Source organism: Streptosporangium fragile (assembly GCF_039534445.1).
GTDB lineage: Bacteria > Actinomycetota > Actinomycetes > Streptosporangiales > Streptosporangiaceae > Streptosporangium > Streptosporangium fragile.
The window spans coordinates 45,418-61,357 of record NZ_BAAAVI010000030.1 but is presented as its reverse complement, the minus strand read 5'-3'; the positions used below and the strand labels follow the sequence as shown (position 1 = coordinate 61,357).

Below are 15,940 nucleotides of genomic sequence, written 5' to 3'. Positions count from 1 at the left end.
GAGTCCTGAAGAAAGTGTCAACTCCGTTCCTCTCGGTCCGAGACCTGACCGTCGACTTCCACACCGAGGACGGCGTCGTCCACGCGGTGGACGGGCTCTCCTTCGACGTGGAGAAGGGCACCACGCTGGGGATCGTGGGCGAGTCCGGGTCGGGCAAGTCGGTGACCAACCTGACCGTGCTCGGCCTGCACAACCCGGAGACCACCAAGATCAGCGGCGAGATCGTGCTGGACGGCCAGCAGCTGATCGGCGCCCCCAGCTCCACCATGGAGAAGCTGCGCGGCAACAAGGTCGCGATGATCTTCCAGGACCCGCTGACGGCGCTCTCGCCGTACCACACCATCGGCAAGCAGATCGGCGAGGTCTACCGCAAGCACACCGGCGCCAGCCGCGCCCAGTCCCGGGCGCGCGCGATCGAGATGCTGACGCGGGTCGGCATCCCCCAGCCGAAGATCAGGGTGGACGACTACCCCCACCAGTTCTCCGGGGGCATGCGGCAGCGCGCGATGATCGCGATGGCGCTGGTCTGCGACCCCGACCTGCTGATCGCCGACGAGCCGACCACCGCCCTCGACGTGACCGTGCAGGCCCAGATCCTGGACCTGCTCAAGGAGCTCCAGGACCAGACCGGCGCCTCGATCATCCTCATCACCCACGACCTCGGCGTGGTCGCGAACACCGCGCACAACGTGCTGGTGATGTACGCCGGGCGGGCCGTGGAGCGCGGCACCGTCAAGGAGGTGCTCCAGGAGCCCCGCCACCCCTACACCTGGGGCCTGCTGGCCTCCATGCCGCGGCTGGGCGCCCCGGTGGACGTGCCGCTCCGGCCGGTCCGCGGCACCCCGCCGAGCCTGATCAACGTCCCGCCCGGCTGCCCGTTCCACCCCCGGTGCGACTACACGCAACTGGCCGGCCCGGAGATCTGCCGCTCCGAGCGCCCCGAACTGTCCCCGCACCGCGGCCACGGCGACGCGTGCTACCTGACCCTCGCCCAGAAGAGGGAGATCCACAAGTGAGCGAGACGACCGGTGACGCCCGCGGCGAGGTGCTGCTGGAGCTGTCCGGGCTGAAGAAGCACTTCCCCGTCATGGGCGGTTTCATCCTCAAACGGCAGGTCGGCAGCGTCCACGCCGTCGACGGCCTCGACCTGACGGTGCACGCCGGGGAGACGCTGGGCCTGGTGGGCGAGTCCGGCTGTGGCAAGTCCACCACCGGCCGGCTGGCCGCCCGGCTGCTGGAGCCAACCGCGGGCAGCATCCGGTACCGGGGGCAGGAGATCGGCCACGCCGGGCGCAGGGAGCTCAAGCCCATCCGGGCCGAGATCCAGATGATCTTCCAGGACCCGTACTCCTCGCTCAACCCCCGCCACACCGTGGGCAGCATCATCCGCGGCCCCATGGACATCAACGACATCAACCCGCCGGGCGGCCGGGACAAGCGGGTCCGGGAGCTCCTGGAGATCGTCGGTCTCAACCCCGAGCACTACAACCGGTTCCCGCACGAGTTCTCCGGCGGTCAGCGGCAGCGCATCGGGGTGGCCCGCGCGCTCTCCCTCAACCCGAAGCTGATCATCGCCGACGAGCCGGTCTCGGCCCTGGACGTCTCCATCCAGGCGCAGGTCATCAACCTGCTGCAGGAGCTCCAGCGGGACCTGGGGATCGCGTTCCTGTTCATCGCGCACGACCTGGCCGTGGTCAGGCACTTCTCGCAGCGCGTCGCGGTCATGTATCTCGGCAAGATCGTGGAGATCGCCGACCGGGCCTCCCTGTACGAGCGCCCCCGTCACCCCTACACGCACGCGCTGCTCTCCGCGGTGCCCGAGGTGATGGAGGACGGGCGGCCGCGCGAGCGCATCCGGCTGGCCGGGGACGTGCCCTCCCCCATCAACCCGCCGTCCGGCTGCCGCTTCCGCACCCGCTGCTGGAAGGCGCAGGAGAAGTGCGCGATCGAGGAGCCGCCCCTGGTGCGGCTGGAGGGGAACCGGGAAGGGCACCTGACCGCCTGCCACTTCCCCGAGCAGCCCACCGTGCACGGCGAGGACGTGGTGCTGGACCCGGCCCTGAACCCCGACCTCGTCGGGAGCCCTCAGCTTCCGCCGCACTCCCCCGCGGAAGAGATGTCCGAGACGTATCCCATCAAGGGCCCCGTCAAGGACTAGTGTCCCGATCCGGGGGCCGGCGCCACCGATCGCGAGGCTCCGGGAACGGTTCTGCACGCTGGCGAAGCGCCCCATACCGGGCATCGTCTGGCGCTGGGCCCGCCCCCGGCCCACCCCACAGGCCCCGGAGCTCCCGAACGCCGAGACGTCCTCCTGACGCGGCCGGCGGGCCCGGTGTCCCGACGACGCGCCGAGGAGGACGTCCGCGTCCGGCGGTCAGTCTCCGTTGGCCAGCGCGCGCAGGGCGTCGACCGCGCCGGCCGGGTCGTCCGTGCCGTAGACGGCGTTCCCGGCCACGAAGACGTCGGCACCCGCCTCGGCGCAGCGCTCGATCGTCCCGGCGGCGACGCCGCCGTCCACCTGCAGCCACACCTGGCCGCCGTGCTTGTCGATGAGCTCACGAGCCCGGCGGATCTTGGGCAGCACGAGGTCGAGGAACTTCTGCCCGCCGAAGCCGGGGTCGACGGTCATCAGCAGGAGCATGTCGACCTCGCCGAGCAGGTCCTCGTATGGCTCGACGGGGGTGGCCGGGTTCAGCGCGAGACCCGCCCGGGAACCGGCCTGGCGGATCTGCCGCAGCGTGCGCACCGCCGCCTTGGCGGCCTCGGCGTGGATGGTCACGCTGCCCGCCCCGGCCTCGGCGTACGCCGGGGCCCAGCGGTCGGGATCCTCGATCATGAGGTGGCAGTCGAGCGGGGTCGAGGTCGCCTTGAGGAGGGACTCGACGACCGGCAGCCCGAGGGTCAGGTTGGGCACGAAGTGGTTGTCCATGACGTCCACGTGCAGCCAGTCGGCGTTGGGCACCGCCGCCGCCGCCTCCGCGAGGCGGGCGAAGTCGGCGGACAGGATGCTGGGCGAGATCTGTACGGCCATGATTGGCAGATTCTACGAGGCCCCGCCCCGTCCCCGGCCGCCGGGCACGTCCCGCCCCCGCCGGGCGGGGGCACGCGCCCGGCGCGCCACCCTCAGCGACGGCGCAGCAGGGCCAGGAACATGGCGTCGGTGCCGTGGCGGTGCGGCCAGAACTGCGCGTACGGCCCGTCGCCCAGGCCCTCGACCTCGGGGAGGTAGGCGCGGGCGTCCAGCGCCTCGACGTCGTCGCGGCGGCGCAGGATGTCGCCGACCACGGCGACGGTCTCGGCCAGGTGCGGCGAGCAGGTCACGTACGCGACGACACCACCGGGGCGGACGGAGTCGACGGCCGAGACCAGCAGGTCGCGCTGGAGCCTGCCCAGTTCCGGGAGGCTCCGCGGGTCACGGCGCCAGCGCGCCTCGGGGCGGCGGCGCAGGGCCCCCAGCCCGGTGCAGGGGGCGTCGAGCATGACCCGGTCGAACGCCCCCGGCCGCCAGGCGGGCACGGTGCCGTCGGCGGTGACCACCGCGGCCTCGCGGGTGGTCTGCCACACCAGCCGGGCCCGGTGGTACTGCACCTCGGCGGCGACCTGGTGCGCCCGGCCGGCGAAGGCGACCGGCCCGGCCGCCCCGCCGGAGACGGCGGAGACCGCCCCGCCCGGGACCGCGGAGCCCGCCCCGCCGGACGCCGCCGGGACGCCCGCGAGGTCGCCGTGGATCGCGATGGCGTCGAGCAGGCCCGCCTTGCCGCCGGGGCCGGCGCACATGTCGAGCCAGCGGGAGTCGCGGCCCCGGAGCGGGACGCGCGTCAGGGCCAGGGCCACGAGCTGGCTGGCCTCGTCCTGGACGGCGGCGCGCGACTCGGCCACCGCGAGAACCGCCGCGGGGTCGCCCTCCGGCAGGTAGGCCCCGTAGGGCGAGTACGCCGCCGGCTCGGCGCCGGAGGCCGTCAGCTCCTCGACCGACGACCGGCCGGGGCGGGCGACCAGGGCCACCCGGGGACGCTCGTTGTCCGCGGCGAGCAGCGCGGCCGTCTCGTCGAAGTCCCCGCCCACGGCGTCGCGCAGCGCGGCGACGATCCACCGGGGGTGGCTGTGGACCACGGCCAGGTGGCCGACCGGGTCGCCGGCGGGGTCGGGGGCGACGATCGCCAGCCACTGCTCCAGGGAGCGGGTGGAGACCTTGCGCAGCACGGCGTTGGCGTACTTCGACGCGCCGACCCCCACGCGCAGCCGTACCAGGTCGACGGTCGTGCCGACGGCCGCGTGCGGGGGGACCCGGGTCTTGAGGAGCTGGTGCACGCCGAGGCGGATGGCGTCGAGCAGCGGCGGGTCGATGTCCTCCGGCGCCCGGTCGCTGCAGGCGGCGACGATCTCGTCATAGGTGCCGAGGCCGCGCAGCGTGCCGTAGGCCAGCTCGGTGGCCAGGCCCGCGTCGCGCCCGGACAGGCGGCGCTCGCGCAGCAGCGTGGGCATCAGCAGGTTGGCGTAGGCGTCACGCTCGTCGACGGCGCGCAGCAGATCGTAGGCGACGTTGCGCGCCTCGTCGCGGACCGGCTTGGCCGGACGCCCGCCCCGGCCGCCCGGCCGCTTCCCGCCCCCGCCGTGCGGCCGTGGAGCGCCCCCGCGCCCGGCGGGCCCGCCCGGGGCGCCGCCCCGGCCGCCGGAGCCCTGCCCGCGGCCCGGGACACTCTGGGCCCGGCCCGCGGTGCCCTGACCGCTCTCCTGGCCCCGGCCCGGCGCTCCCTGACCCCGGCCGCCCGAGCCCTGACCCCGGCCGCCCGAGCCCTGGCCGCCGGTGGCGCGTGAGCGGCCGCCGGAACCGTGATCGCCGCCGCGTGGAGCGTTGCGGCCCTTCCCCCCGTTGCTCATGATCTCTAGACCAGCCGATCCTCGTCCGTGGGCCGCACGCCGCGGGCCCACTCCACCGCCTGCATCAGGCGCTTGCCCTGCGGCTGCACCTCGCCCAGCTCGACCGGGTGGGTGGCGGTGCCGGCCAGGACGGAGTGCTTGGACACCGCGATCCGACCGGGGGCCAGCCCGGGAGCGCCGGGGGCGGGGCGCACGGGGCCGAGCTTGACCCGCGTGCCGCGGAACTCGGTCCACGCTCCGGGGGCGGGGGTGCAGGCGCGGATGAGGCGGTCGACCCGCATGGCGGGGGCCGACCAGTCGATCCGGGCGTCGTCGCCGCCGATCTTGGGGGCGAGGCTCACGCCGTCGGCGGGCTGGGGGACGGCTTCCAGCTTGCCGTCCTCGATCCCGTCGAGGGTCGCCAGCAGCAGCTCGGCGCCGGACTCGGCGAGGCGGGCCAGCAGCTCGCCGCTGGTGTCGGCGGGCCGGATCTCCTCGGTGACCACGCCGTAGACCGGACCGGCGTCCAGCTCCCTGACGATCCGGAAGGTGGACGCGCCGGTGATCTCGTCGCCGTGCAGCACGGCGTGCTGGACGGGGGCCGCGCCGCGCCAGGCGGGCAGGAGCGAGAAGTGCAGGTTGACCCAGCCGTGCCGGGGGATGTCGAGGGCGGCCTGCGGCAGGAGCGCGCCGTAGGCGACCACCGGGCAGCAGTCGGGGCCGATCTCCCGCAGCCGCTCCAGGAACGCGGGGTCACCCGCCTTCTGCGGGCGGAGCACCTCGACGCCCGCCTCCTCGGCGAGCTCGGCGACCGGGCTCGGGTGGACCTTCCGGCCCCTGCCCGACTGGGCGTCCGGGCGGGTGACGACGGCGACGACGTCGTGGCGCGGCGAGTCGATCAGGGTTCGCAGCGAGGGCAGGGCGGTGTCCGGGGTGCCGGCGAAGACCAGGCGCACGGTTCCTACAGAGCCTTCCCGTGGGTGGCGTGCGGGGAGAACTTGACGGCGGGGGCCGACAGCCCGCTCCACTCGGCCTCGCGGATCGCCTTCATCGCGAGCTTGCGCTGCTTGGGATCCATCCGGTCGATGAACAGCACACCGTCGAGGTGGTCGGTCTCGTGCTGGAAGCAGCGGGCCATCAGGTCGGTGCCCTCCAGGGTGACCGGCTCGCCGTGCATGTTGAAGCCGGTCGCCACGGCGCGCACCGCCCGCGGCGTGGGGAACGACAGGCCGGGGAAGGACAGGCAGCCCTCCTGCCCCTCCTCGTCCTTGTCGTCGGACAGGTCGAGGTCGGGGTTGATCAGGTGCCCGAGCTGGTCGTCCACGTAGTAGGTGAAGACCCGCAGGCCGACCCCGATCTGCGGCGCGGCCAACCCGGCCCCGGGGGCGTCCATCATCGTGTCGGTGAGGTCCTTGACGAGCCTGCGCAGCTCCTTGTCGAAGTCCTTCACCGGCTCGGCCGGGGTGCGCAGCACCGGGTCGCCGAAGAGGCGGATGGGCTTGATGGCCAACAGGGATCTCCTCACGTTCGCGGGGGATTCACCAAGTCTAAGGGCCCTGCCCGCCTCCCCCCGCGCGGCAGGCGGGCCGGGACCGGAACCGGACCCCAGCTCCCCCGCTAGCGGGAGCGGGCCTTCATCGCGGCCTTGCGGGCGGACTTGGCCACGGCGGCGTCGGCGTGGTGCGCGCCCAGCATGTCGAGGACGGCGAGCGTGTCGGGGTGGTCGACCAGGGCCATCTCCTCGACGACGCGGACCAGGTCCTCGCCGGGTTCGAGCGCGTCGAACTCGCACATCGCCTCGGAGACGTCACCGCGCTCCAGCATGGAGGCGAGCGCGTCGACCGCGAGCCAGGTGTTGTCGGCGGGGGTGAGGGCGGGCGCGGGCAGGTCCCGGATGTGCAGCCAGGAGGCGGCGTAGCGCCACATGGCGGGCTCGGCGAGCGCCTCCCTGAGCGGGACCTCGGCCTCGGGGCCCAGCTCCTCCAGGATGGTGCCCGCGGTGCCGCGCCGGCCGGCCGTGCCGGAGGCCGCGATCTTGACGAGCTCGCGGGCGGCGACCTCGGGGTGGCGGGACTCCAGCCACACGGTGACGGCGCTGGGGGCGGCGGAGCCGGCCAGGATCGCCTCGACGAGCTCGGCCGCGCCCATGTCGGCGAAGACCGCGACCTCGGCACCGGTCGGCGCGTCGTGGCCCTCGCGCAGCAGGTCCTGCCGGACGGCCCACATGCCGAGCGGGGTGAGCCGGGGCCTGCCCGCCGGCGATCGCTCGACGAGCCCGCAGTAGCCCAGCAGGGAGAGCGCCGCCTCCAGCTGGCCGGGCAGCGCGGCGGTCAGCGCCCGCATCTCGGCCGGGCGGGCCTGGCAGGCCACCTCGTGCGACTGCAGGACGCCCTTGACGAGGGTCGCGGTGGACAGGCCGTCACGCACGGCGTACAGCGTGGCGAGCATCTCGGCCAGGTGGTCGTCGACCACCCGGGACCCGGTCAGGTCCTCGTCGGCGCGGTCGAGGACGTCCATGACCACGCCGTCCCAGAACTCCAGCAGGGCCGGGTGCGGCAGGTCCGCGGAGAGCTCGAACGGGCCGGGCGTGACCGTGCCGCGGGAGATGCGGAGCATCCCGGTGTTGACCGCGACCACCCAGAGCAGGTGGAGCCGGGCCGGGCCGGGCAGCCCGAGCTCGGCGCACGGCAGGAACGGGTCGGGCAGCAGGCCCTCGGGGGTGACCCGGCGGGTGCCGGTCCACGCGGCCAGGCGAGCGGCGTCGAGCACCAGCGGGACCTGGAGCACGGCCCGCGCGAGCTCGGCCTCGGGGGCCGGCTCGATCGGGGGGAAGCTCAGCGCGTCGCCGCGGCGCGGGGGGAACTCGTAGCCGCCGTCGACGGTGACGGCCCTGCCGGCGACGGCCGCCCGCAGCTCACGGGGTGCCGCTCCCAGCTCGTCGACCAGCCTGCGGAGCTCGCCGATGTCGAAGACGTTGCCACTCTTCCCGCTCTTTGCCACCCGTGAAACTTACTGCACTCACGCCCCACGCATACACGGCTCAGCCAATGGCGCGGGAACGCGCCTTGAAAGCCGCCTTGCGGGCGGCCTTGGCCACGTTGTGGTCGCGCAGGGAGCGCCCGAGGAGTTCGAGCACGTCGACGACATCGGGGTGGTCGACGCGCCACATCTCCTCGATGACGTGGGCCGGGGGACCGGAGGCGGACATGTTCTCGGCGAACGTCTCGGGATCCTCCTCGGCCGCGGGCAGGGCCAGGGCGAGCATGTCGACGCTCATCCAGAGCACCTCGTCCTGGGTGAGCGCCGGGGCGGGCAGGCCGCGCGAGGTCAGCCAGTGGACGGCGTGCGGGCGCAGCTCCGCGTCGTCCAGGAAGGCGCGTACCGCCTCCTCGGCCTCGGGGCCGAGACGGTCGACGATCGTCACCGCGACGCCCCGGGCGACCGACGGCGCGCCGGAGACGGCGCCCAGCAGCTCGGTGGCGGCCCGGGCGGGCTCCCTGTTGTCCAGCCAGGCCCGGATGTCGGCCTCGGCCGCCTCGGCGGGCATGCCGGAGAGCAGGCCCTCGATGAGCTCCGGCGCGTCGGCGACGGCCAGGTCGGGCGCCTCGGGCGCCTCCATGCCCAGGTCCGTGTAGAGGCGCCGCAGGCCCCACACGGCCAGCGGGGTGAGCTCCAGGACCTCCTCGCCGGCCTCTGCGATGCCGCAGTAGGCCAGCCGCCGCACGACCTCGGGGACGTCGATCACGCCCTCGTCGACCAGGCCGATCTCCTCCAGGTAGTCGCCGACGAGGGGGATCGGCACCGGCGCCTGGAGCCGGTAGAGCATGTCGCACAGGCCGTAGAGCTCCTCGTCGAGGGAGACGTCGCCGGTCACCGCGCCGCGGGTGTCCTTCTCGACGACGAACTCGACCGCGGCGGCCCAGGTGTCGAGCGGGTCGTAGTCTTCGCCGTCGAAGATGGCGGTGCCCTCGACCTCCACCAGGCCGGTGTGGACCGCCAGCTCCCACAGCAGCCCGGGGTCGGCCACGCCGAGCTGGGCGGTCGCCTCGGCGGCGTCGCGGACCCTGAGCCGGCCCTTGACGGTCGGGGTGCGGCCCCCGGCGAGCATCCACTGGACCAGCCGCCGGGCGTCGGTCAGCAGGGGCACCCGCGCCGCGCTCCGGGCGAGCGTCTCCGGGGAGGCGAGCCGGACCGGGGGCAGGGGCGAGCACCCCGGGCAGTCGCACTCCTCGGCGAGGGGCTGCTCGTCCACGTCGGAGACGGACAGGACGGCGCCCTGTTCGAGGGCGTCGGCGCCCATCGCGCTGAACAGGCTCTTGGCCATGCCGAACCGGGAGGTGTCGGCGAGGGCGATCGGCATCTCGGGCTCGATGCGGTCGAGGACGCTCCGCATCCGGTGGGCCATCTTGCCGCCGATCTCCTCGGTGGCGAGAAGGAAGTCGACGAGGGTGCGGGCGGCGGCGACGGTCTCCGGGGCGCTCTCCGGCGGGGCGATGACCTTGCGCGGATAGATGTTGAGCAGCAGCTCCTCGAAGGCGAGCGGGGTGAAGTCACCCAGCTCGTTCACGTCCAGGTAGTCGCTGGCGTAGTCGCAGAGCAGCCGCACCTCGTCCACGTCAACGTCCAGGCCTTGCGCACGCCCCCACGCGCGCAGGTCGTCTACGGCCCGATTCACCCATTCGATCGACACAGGGGAAAATTAACGGCTTACTGCCAGCACCGCGAATCGGGGAAACAACTCAAATCACATCGAGGGGGTCAATGCATACCTTGACCACGTCCGGAGCCTTGCGCGCCGAGCGTACTCCGACGGCCCCCTTGAGCGCCGCGGCCAGCGCCGCCCCGGAGCCTCGCGGGATGCGCACCATGGCGCGTTCCCGCACGTCGTCGCCCAGGGGCGCGTCGACGGGGACCGGGCCGAGCACCTGGGCCTGATCGGGCAGCGCCGTCTCGGCGAGCATTTCCCTGACCGCCGCGGGAGAGCCGGTAAGCGTCGCCATTCTCACCGCCGGGGGGAAACCGAGTTCTGTCCTGTCGGCCAGTTCCCGTTCGGCATGGGTGACGGGATCCCACCGCAGCAGCGCCTGCACGGCGGGCACCGCGGAGTCGGCCAGCACGACCAGCTCGGCCCGGGGCCGCAGCAGCGCCGCGGCGTTCATCCACCGGCGCAGCGCCTCCTCGCCGGCGCGCAGGTCCGGCCGGCCGAGCAGCGCCCAGCCGTCCAGCAGCACGGCCGCGGCGTACCCGCCCTCGGGCACCGGCTCGGCCCCCGGGGTGGCCACCACCAGGGCGCGGCCGGCGCCGATCGTGGCGAGCACCCCGTCCTTGCCGGAGGTCCTGACCGGGACGGAGGGAAAGGCCCGGCCCAGTTCCTCGGCCGTGCGCCGGGCACCGACCACCAGGGCCCGGACCCGCGCCCCGCCGCAGGCCGGGCAGCGCCACTCGCCGGCGATCCGGCCGCACCAGCGGCAGTAGGGGACGGCGTGACCGCCGCGCAGCGCGAACGGCCCGCCGCAGTGCCCGCAGCGTGCGCGGGCGCGGCAGTTCTGGCAGGCCAGCGCGGGCAGGTAGCCCCGCCGGGGGACCTGCACCAGCACCGGACCGCTCTCCAGGCCCGCCCGCAGGGTGCGCCAGGCGAGGCTGGGCAGCCGGGCGGCCCTGGCCGCCTCGTCCCTGGCCAGTTCGGAGTCCTCCCCCGCCGGGCGGACCCGCGGGGCCCTGGCCCTGACCGTCTCGCGGGCGGCGGTGACGGGCCCCGCCCAGCCCGCGGCGATGAGCTGGGTGGCCTCCGCCGTGCGGGCGTACCCGCCGATGAGCATGGCCGCCCGCGCCTGGTAGGCGCGCAGGGCGAGGATCTCTCTCGCGTGCGGGTACGGGGCCAGCCGCTCGGCGTGCAGGTCGTCGCCGTCGTCCCAGATGACCGCCAGCCCGAGATCCCTGACCGGGGCGAACGCGGCGCCCCTGGTGCCCGCGGCGACGCGCACCCGGCCCCGGGCCACCCGGAGCCACCGGCGGTAGCGCTCGGCGGGCCCGAGGTCCGCCGAGAGCGCCACGTGCCGGTCGGGCCCCAGGGCGGCGCCGAGCGCCGCGTCGACCAGCGCCAGGTCCTTGCCGTCGGGCACCACCACGAGGGCTCCCCGGCCGCCGCGGAGCGTCTCCCGCACGGCCGCCGCGACCTCCGCCGGCCACCCGGGGCCGTCCGGGCCGGTGCCGGGCAGCGCGGTCCACACGGCCCGCGGGGAGCCCCCGGCGGCCAGGGCCGCGAGGAACGCCGGTCCGTCCGGGTACTCCGCCCAGGGCCCCGCTTCCGCCGGGCCGACCCCGGCCCCGGTCCCGGCTCCCGCATCGGGGACGGGGGGCTCGGGATCGGGGACGGAGGCCGCGGACGGCACCGCGCCGCCGGACACGGGACCGGGCGGCGGGGCGGCCTCGGCCTCGACCCGCGCGTGGCGGGGCGGGACGGCCAGGCGCAGGACGTCGGCGAGGGTTCCGGCGTAGCGGTCGGCCACCGCGCGGGCCAGCCGGGCGATCTCGGGGGTGAGGACCGGCTCGGCGGAGACGACCTTCTCCAGGCGGGTCAGCGTGCCCTGGTGCTCGGTGGTCTCGGCCCGCTCCAGCAGGAACCCGTCGACGAGTTTGCCCGCGAACCGGACCCGGACCCGGCAGCCGGGCACCGCCTCGGCGTCCAGGGTCGCCGGGACGAGGTAGTCGAACAGCCGGTCGAGGTGCGGCAGGGGGTTGTCGACGGCGACCCGGGCGACCGGCAGCTCGGCGGCGGGCTCCGGAACGCCTCTGGCGCTCCCTGCCGCCCCGGCCGCGCCCGGCGTCCCCTTCACCGTCCGGACCGCCCCACGCGCGCCCCCGGCCGTCTGGGAGCCCCCCGCGGCCCGTTCCCGCGCCTTCCCGTCTCCGGGCGCGGGACGCTCGCGCACGGCGTGGAGCGGCAGCAGGGCGCCGTCGTCCGGAGATGGGGAGGTGTGGGTCACCCACTTGTCCTACCAGATACCGGCGGGTGCGGATGCGACCCGCCGTCCGGGGCTACCGGTCGGCGAGGTGACAGGCCACCAGGTGACCGGGCCGGGCACCGGGGTCGAGCGGGGGCGGCAGCCGGCGGCAGGTCTCCGGGACCCGCACGTCCCTCTCCCTCTCCGGGGCCGCCACGGTCTCCGGGACCCGCACGTCCCGCCCGCTCTCCGGGGCCGCCACGGCCTGCGCGGCGACGGGGCAGCGGGGGTGGAAGGAGCATCCGGAGGGCACGTCCACCGGGCTCGGCGGCTCTCCCGCCAGGACGGTCTCCTGCCGGGTGCCGCGCGACGCCGGGTCGGGCACGGGTGCGGCGGCCAGCAGCGCCCGCGTGTAGGGATGGGCGGCGTGCCGGTACACGTCGGCCTCGGAACCGGTCTCCACCACTCTGCCGAGGTACATCACCGCCACCCGGTCGGCGAGGTGTTGCACCACGCCCAGATCGTGCGCGATGAAGACGTACGCGAGCCGGAACTCCTCGCGCAGCCGCTCCAGCAGGTTGACGATCTGCGCCTGCACCGAGACGTCCAGCGCCGAGACCGGCTCGTCGCAGACCAGCACGTCCGGCCGGAGGGCCAGGGCGCGGGCGATGCCGACCCGCTGCCGCTGCCCGCCGGAGAACTGGTGCGGGAAGCGGTCGGCGTGGTCGGGGTTGAGGCCCACCACCTCCAGCAGCTCGCGCACCCGGCGCTCGCGCAGGCCGCGCGGGACGAGGTCGGGGTGGACCTCGTACGGCTCGCGGACGATCTCGGCGATGGTCATGCGGGGGTCGAGCGAGCCGTAGGGGTCCTGGAAGACCAGCTGGACGTGACGCCGGGCGCGGCGCAGCTCGCGCCCGCGCATCCGGCCCAGCGGCATGCCGAGCACCCTCACCTCGCCGGAGGTGGGCCGGTCCAGCGCGGTGAGCACCCTGGCCAGGGTCGACTTGCCGCACCCCGACTCGCCCACGATGCCGAGCGTCTCCCCCCTGGCCAGGGTGAGGCTCACCCCGTCCAGGGCACGCACCCGGCCGACCTCGCGTCGCAGCACCGCGCCCCGCGTGATCGGGAAGTGCCTGACCACGTCGCGCGCCTCCAGCACCGTCTCGGTCACGACGCCACCCGCTTCCATTCGTGGCAGGCGGTGAGCCTGCCCGGTCCGATCTCGTGCGCCGGCGCGGCCTGCGCGCAGGCCGCCGCGGCGTACCCGCAGCGGGGCCGGAACGCGCACCCGGGCTCCGGTCTGGCCATGTCGGGCGGCGCGCCGGGGATCACCGCCAGCGGCCGGCCGCGCAGGTCCGGCCGGGGGACGGCGTCCAGCAGCGCCTCGGTGTACGGGTGGGCGGGGCGCGCGTAGACCTCCGCGGCGGTCCCCCGCTCCAGCACCCGCCCGGCGTACATGACGGCGACCCGGTCGGCGATCTCGGCGACGACGCCCATGTCGTGGGTGATGAGCACCAGCCCGGTGCCGTGCTCGCGCTGGATCTCCCCCAGCAGGCGGATGATCTGCGCCTGCACGGTCACGTCGAGGGCGGTGGTCGGCTCGTCGGCGATGATCACCTGCGGCCTGAGCGCGATGGCGAGCGCGATGCCCACCCGCTGGCGCATGCCGCCGGAGAACTGGTGCGGGTAGTCGCCCGCCCGCCGGGCGGCGGCGGGGATGCGCACCGCGTCCAGCACCGCGACGGCCTCCCGGCGGGCGTCCTTCCTCGACAGGCCACGGTGGGCGCGGAACAGCTCGGCGATCTGGTCGCCGACCGTGAGCACCGGGTTCAGCGCGGACAGCGCGTCCTGGAAGACCATGGCGACGGTGGTGCCCCGCAGCCGGCGCCTGCCCTCCTCGGGCAGGGCGAGCAGGTCGACGCCGCGCAGCCGCACGGCGCCCGCGGTGACCCGCCCCCGGGGCGGCCGGACCAGTCCCATGATCGCCCGAGCGGTCACGCTCTTGCCGCTGCCCGACTCGCCCAGTACGGCGAGCGTCTCACCGGCCTCCACGGTGTATCCGACGCCGTTGAGCACCCGCACCGCCCCGTGCGGGCTCGCGAACTCCACGTGCAGGTCCTCGACGGCGAGCAGGGGTGCCGAGCCGTCGAAGCCCGGTGACGATTCCAGCGGGCCCATGGCGCGCGCCCTTCCTGTCGGGGGTTCCACCGGCGCCTACCGGAGCCGGGGGTCGAAGGCGTCGCGGAGCGCGTCGCCGAGGAGCACGAAGCTGAGCACGGTCACGGTCAGGAACACCGAGGGGAAGATCAGCAGGTGCGGGGCCGAGGTGAAGTACTGCTGGGCGGTGTTGAGCTGGACCCCCCAGGAGATCGCCGGGGTCCGCAGGCCGACGCCGAGGAAGGTGAGCGCCGACTCCGAGGCGATGACGAGGCCCACGTTGAGGCTGGCCAGGACCGCGACCGGTCCGAAGGAGTTGGGCAGCACGTGGCGGAGCAGGATGCGCGGGGCGCTCGCGCCGATGCCGCGCGCGGCGGTGACGTACTCGCTGCTCGCCGTGGCGAGCACCGAGCCCCGCATGACGCGGGCCAGGACCGGCCAGCCGAACAGGACCAGCACCCCGGCGACCGCCGGCTCGTTGTGCACGCTGAGCGTCTGCAGGATGACGATCATCCCGACGAGCGAGGGGAAGCCGAAGAACACGTCCATGACGCGGCTGACGAGGGCGTCCACCCAGCCGCGGAAGTAGCCGGCCACCCCGCCCAGGACCACGGCGACCACCAGCATCCCGGCGGTGGCCAGGATCGCGATGAGGACCGAGGAGCGCGCCCCGTACACGACGTTGCTGTACAGGTCGCAGCCCTGGATGTCGAAGCCGAACGGGTGCCCGGGGGCCGGCGGGAGCGCGCTGTCGGCCAGGTCGCAGCGGCGGGGGTCGCCGTGGCCGAACCAGCCGGCGAACGCCTGGGGGACCGCGGCCATCACGCAGACCAGCAGCGCGAAGGCGGCCGGGACGAGGAACGAGGGCCGGCGGCGCAGCTCGTGCCAGGCCCCGGAGCCGCGGCCCCGCCGGAGCCCGGAACGGCGGCCCCACCGGAACCCCGGCGAGGATCCGGACACGGGCTCGGACACGGCCCCGGCCGAGGGCTCGGCCGAGGGCTCGGACACGGACTTGGACGCGGCCCCGGCCGAGGGCTCGGGCGGGGGCTCAGTCGAGGCGGATGCGGGGGTCGAGGATGCCATAGAGCAGGTCCACCATCAGGTTCACCAGGAGGAAGACGATGACGAGGAGGGTTCCGACGCCGACGACGACGGGGCCGTCGTGCTGCGGGACCGCGACGAAGATCTGGTAGCCCAGGCCGGGCAGGTTGAAGATCCCCTCGATCAGGACGGTCCCGCTGAGCAGGTAGCCGAGGCTCACCCCGAGCAGCGACACCACCGGGACCAGCGAGTTGCGCACCACGTGCCGGAGCACCACGGTCCGCCGGGGCAGGCCCTTGGCGATCGCGGTGTCGACGTGGTCGGCGCCCAGGTTGTCCAGCACGCTCGTGCGGGTCAGCCGGGTCACCTGGGGCAGCCCGTACAGGGCGAGGACCAGGCCGGGCAGCACGTAGGCGAGCGGCCAGCCCGCTTCCGTACCCGACACCGGGAGCCAGCCGAGGTTGACGCCCAGCACGATCTGCGCGACGTAGGCGACCACGAAGAACGGCACGCCCATCAGGAACGTGGTCCCGGCCAGCACCAGCAGGTCCGCCGCCCGGCCGCGCCGGACGCCTGCCAGGGCGCCCAGCGGCACCCCGATCACCGCCGTGAACAGCCAGGCGGTCAGGCCCAGCTGGAAGGTGACCGGCCAGCTCGCCGCGATGATCTCGGAGACCGGGCGTCCGCTGAAGCTGACGCCCAGGTCCCCGCCGAGCAGCCCCCGCAGGTAGAGGCCGTAGCGGATCAGGAGCGGCTCGTCCAGGTGGTACCGCTCGCGCATCGCCTGCGCGACCGAGGGCGAGACCACCTGGTTCGGGCCGGCCAGGCTCTGGATCGGGTCCCCGGGCAGGGCATAGACCGCGAGGTAGATGATGAAGGTGGTCCCGAAGAGGACCGGGACCGCCATGAGCAGCCGGCGGACGATGTACCCACCCACG

General features: G+C 74.8%; 13 protein-coding genes. 2 read left to right on the top strand and 11 right to left on the bottom strand.

Annotated elements, in window-relative coordinates:
* Positions 1 to 14: 14 nt before the first annotated feature.
* Together ABD841_RS21010 and ABD841_RS21005 are read left to right on the top strand one after the other, a co-directional pair.
* Positions 15 to 1,016, top strand: coding sequence for an ABC transporter ATP-binding protein (locus ABD841_RS21010; RefSeq protein WP_344974270.1), 1,002 nt, complete (start codon positions 15 to 17; stop codon positions 1,014 to 1,016).
* Positions 1,013 to 2,158: an ABC transporter ATP-binding protein gene (locus ABD841_RS21005; RefSeq protein WP_425582016.1), complete on the top strand. Its 1,146-nt coding sequence runs from the start codon at positions 1,013 to 1,015 to the stop codon at positions 2,156 to 2,158. Before ABD841_RS21010 ends, ABD841_RS21005 begins: the two co-directional genes overlap by 4 nt.
* Positions 2,159 to 2,374: 216 nt before the next feature.
* Here ABD841_RS21005 and rpe read toward each other — a convergent pair whose 3' ends face one another.
* The 11 genes from rpe to ABD841_RS20950 all read right to left on the bottom strand — a co-directional run bounded on the left by rpe (position 2,375) and on the right by ABD841_RS20950 (position 15,939).
* On the bottom strand, positions 2,375 to 3,031 hold the full coding sequence (gene rpe, locus ABD841_RS21000) for a ribulose-phosphate 3-epimerase (protein WP_344974268.1): 657 nt from the start codon (positions 3,029 to 3,031) through the stop codon (positions 2,375 to 2,377).
* Positions 3,032 to 3,123: 92 nt separating this feature from the next.
* Entirely contained in the window at positions 3,124 to 4,881 is a 1,758-nt protein-coding gene (locus ABD841_RS20995) for an RsmB/NOP family class I SAM-dependent RNA methyltransferase (RefSeq protein WP_344974265.1), read from the bottom strand.
* Between the two features lie 5 nt (positions 4,882 to 4,886).
* Positions 4,887 to 5,816, bottom strand: coding sequence for a methionyl-tRNA formyltransferase (fmt, locus tag ABD841_RS20990; protein ID WP_344974263.1), 930 nt, complete (start codon positions 5,814 to 5,816; stop codon positions 4,887 to 4,889).
* 5 nt (positions 5,817 to 5,821) lie between these two features.
* Positions 5,822 to 6,370 carry a peptide deformylase gene (gene def, locus ABD841_RS20985; RefSeq protein WP_344974261.1) on the bottom strand — a complete coding sequence of 183 codons (549 nt, stop codon included), beginning with the start codon at positions 6,368 to 6,370 and terminating at the stop codon, positions 5,822 to 5,824.
* A 107-nt stretch (positions 6,371 to 6,477) separates the two neighbouring features.
* Positions 6,478 to 7,860, bottom strand: a complete 1,383-nt coding sequence (locus ABD841_RS20980) for a hypothetical protein (RefSeq protein WP_344974259.1) — start codon at positions 7,858 to 7,860, stop codon at positions 6,478 to 6,480.
* Positions 7,861 to 7,900: 40 nt separating this feature from the next.
* On the bottom strand, positions 7,901 to 9,550 hold the full coding sequence (locus tag ABD841_RS20975) for a hypothetical protein (protein WP_344974257.1): 1,650 nt from the start codon (positions 9,548 to 9,550) through the stop codon (positions 7,901 to 7,903).
* A gap of 49 nt (positions 9,551 to 9,599) precedes the next feature.
* Positions 9,600 to 11,846 carry a primosomal protein N' gene (locus tag ABD841_RS20970; protein ID WP_425582015.1) on the bottom strand — a complete coding sequence of 749 codons (2,247 nt, stop codon included), beginning with the start codon at positions 11,844 to 11,846 and terminating at the stop codon, positions 9,600 to 9,602.
* 52 nt (positions 11,847 to 11,898) lie between these two features.
* Positions 11,899 to 12,975, bottom strand: coding sequence for an ABC transporter ATP-binding protein (locus ABD841_RS20965; RefSeq protein ID WP_344974254.1), 1,077 nt, complete (start codon positions 12,973 to 12,975; stop codon positions 11,899 to 11,901).
* Positions 12,972 to 13,982 (bottom strand): ABC transporter ATP-binding protein, encoded by a 1,011-nt coding sequence (locus tag ABD841_RS20960; protein WP_344974251.1) that lies wholly within the window; start codon positions 13,980 to 13,982, stop codon positions 12,972 to 12,974. Before ABD841_RS20960 ends, ABD841_RS20965 begins: the two co-directional genes overlap by 4 nt.
* A 36-nt stretch (positions 13,983 to 14,018) precedes the next feature.
* Positions 14,019 to 15,044 carry an ABC transporter permease gene (locus ABD841_RS20955; RefSeq protein WP_344974248.1) on the bottom strand — a complete coding sequence of 342 codons (1,026 nt, stop codon included), beginning with the start codon at positions 15,042 to 15,044 and terminating at the stop codon, positions 14,019 to 14,021.
* Positions 15,010 to 15,939, bottom strand: coding sequence for an ABC transporter permease (locus ABD841_RS20950; RefSeq protein ID WP_344974245.1), 930 nt, complete (start codon positions 15,937 to 15,939; stop codon positions 15,010 to 15,012). Before ABD841_RS20950 ends, ABD841_RS20955 begins: the two co-directional genes overlap by 35 nt.
* Position 15,940 lies beyond the last annotated feature (1 nt).

What these genes read in the sequence shown, in the direction of transcription:
- ABD841_RS20995 (WP_344974265.1), bottom strand. Translation starts at nt 4,881, where the DNA reads ATGAGCAACGGGGGGAAGGGCCGCAACGCTCCACGCGGCGGCGATCAC.
- rpe (WP_344974268.1), bottom strand. Translation starts at nt 3,031, where the DNA reads ATGGCCGTACAGATCTCGCCCAGCATCCTGTCCGCCGACTTCGCCCGC.
- ABD841_RS20960 (WP_344974251.1), bottom strand. Translation starts at nt 13,982, where the DNA reads ATGGGCCCGCTGGAATCGTCACCGGGCTTCGACGGCTCGGCACCCCTG.
- ABD841_RS20955 (WP_344974248.1), bottom strand. Translation starts at nt 15,044, where the DNA reads ATGGCATCCTCGACCCCCGCATCCGCCTCGACTGAGCCCCCGCCCGAG.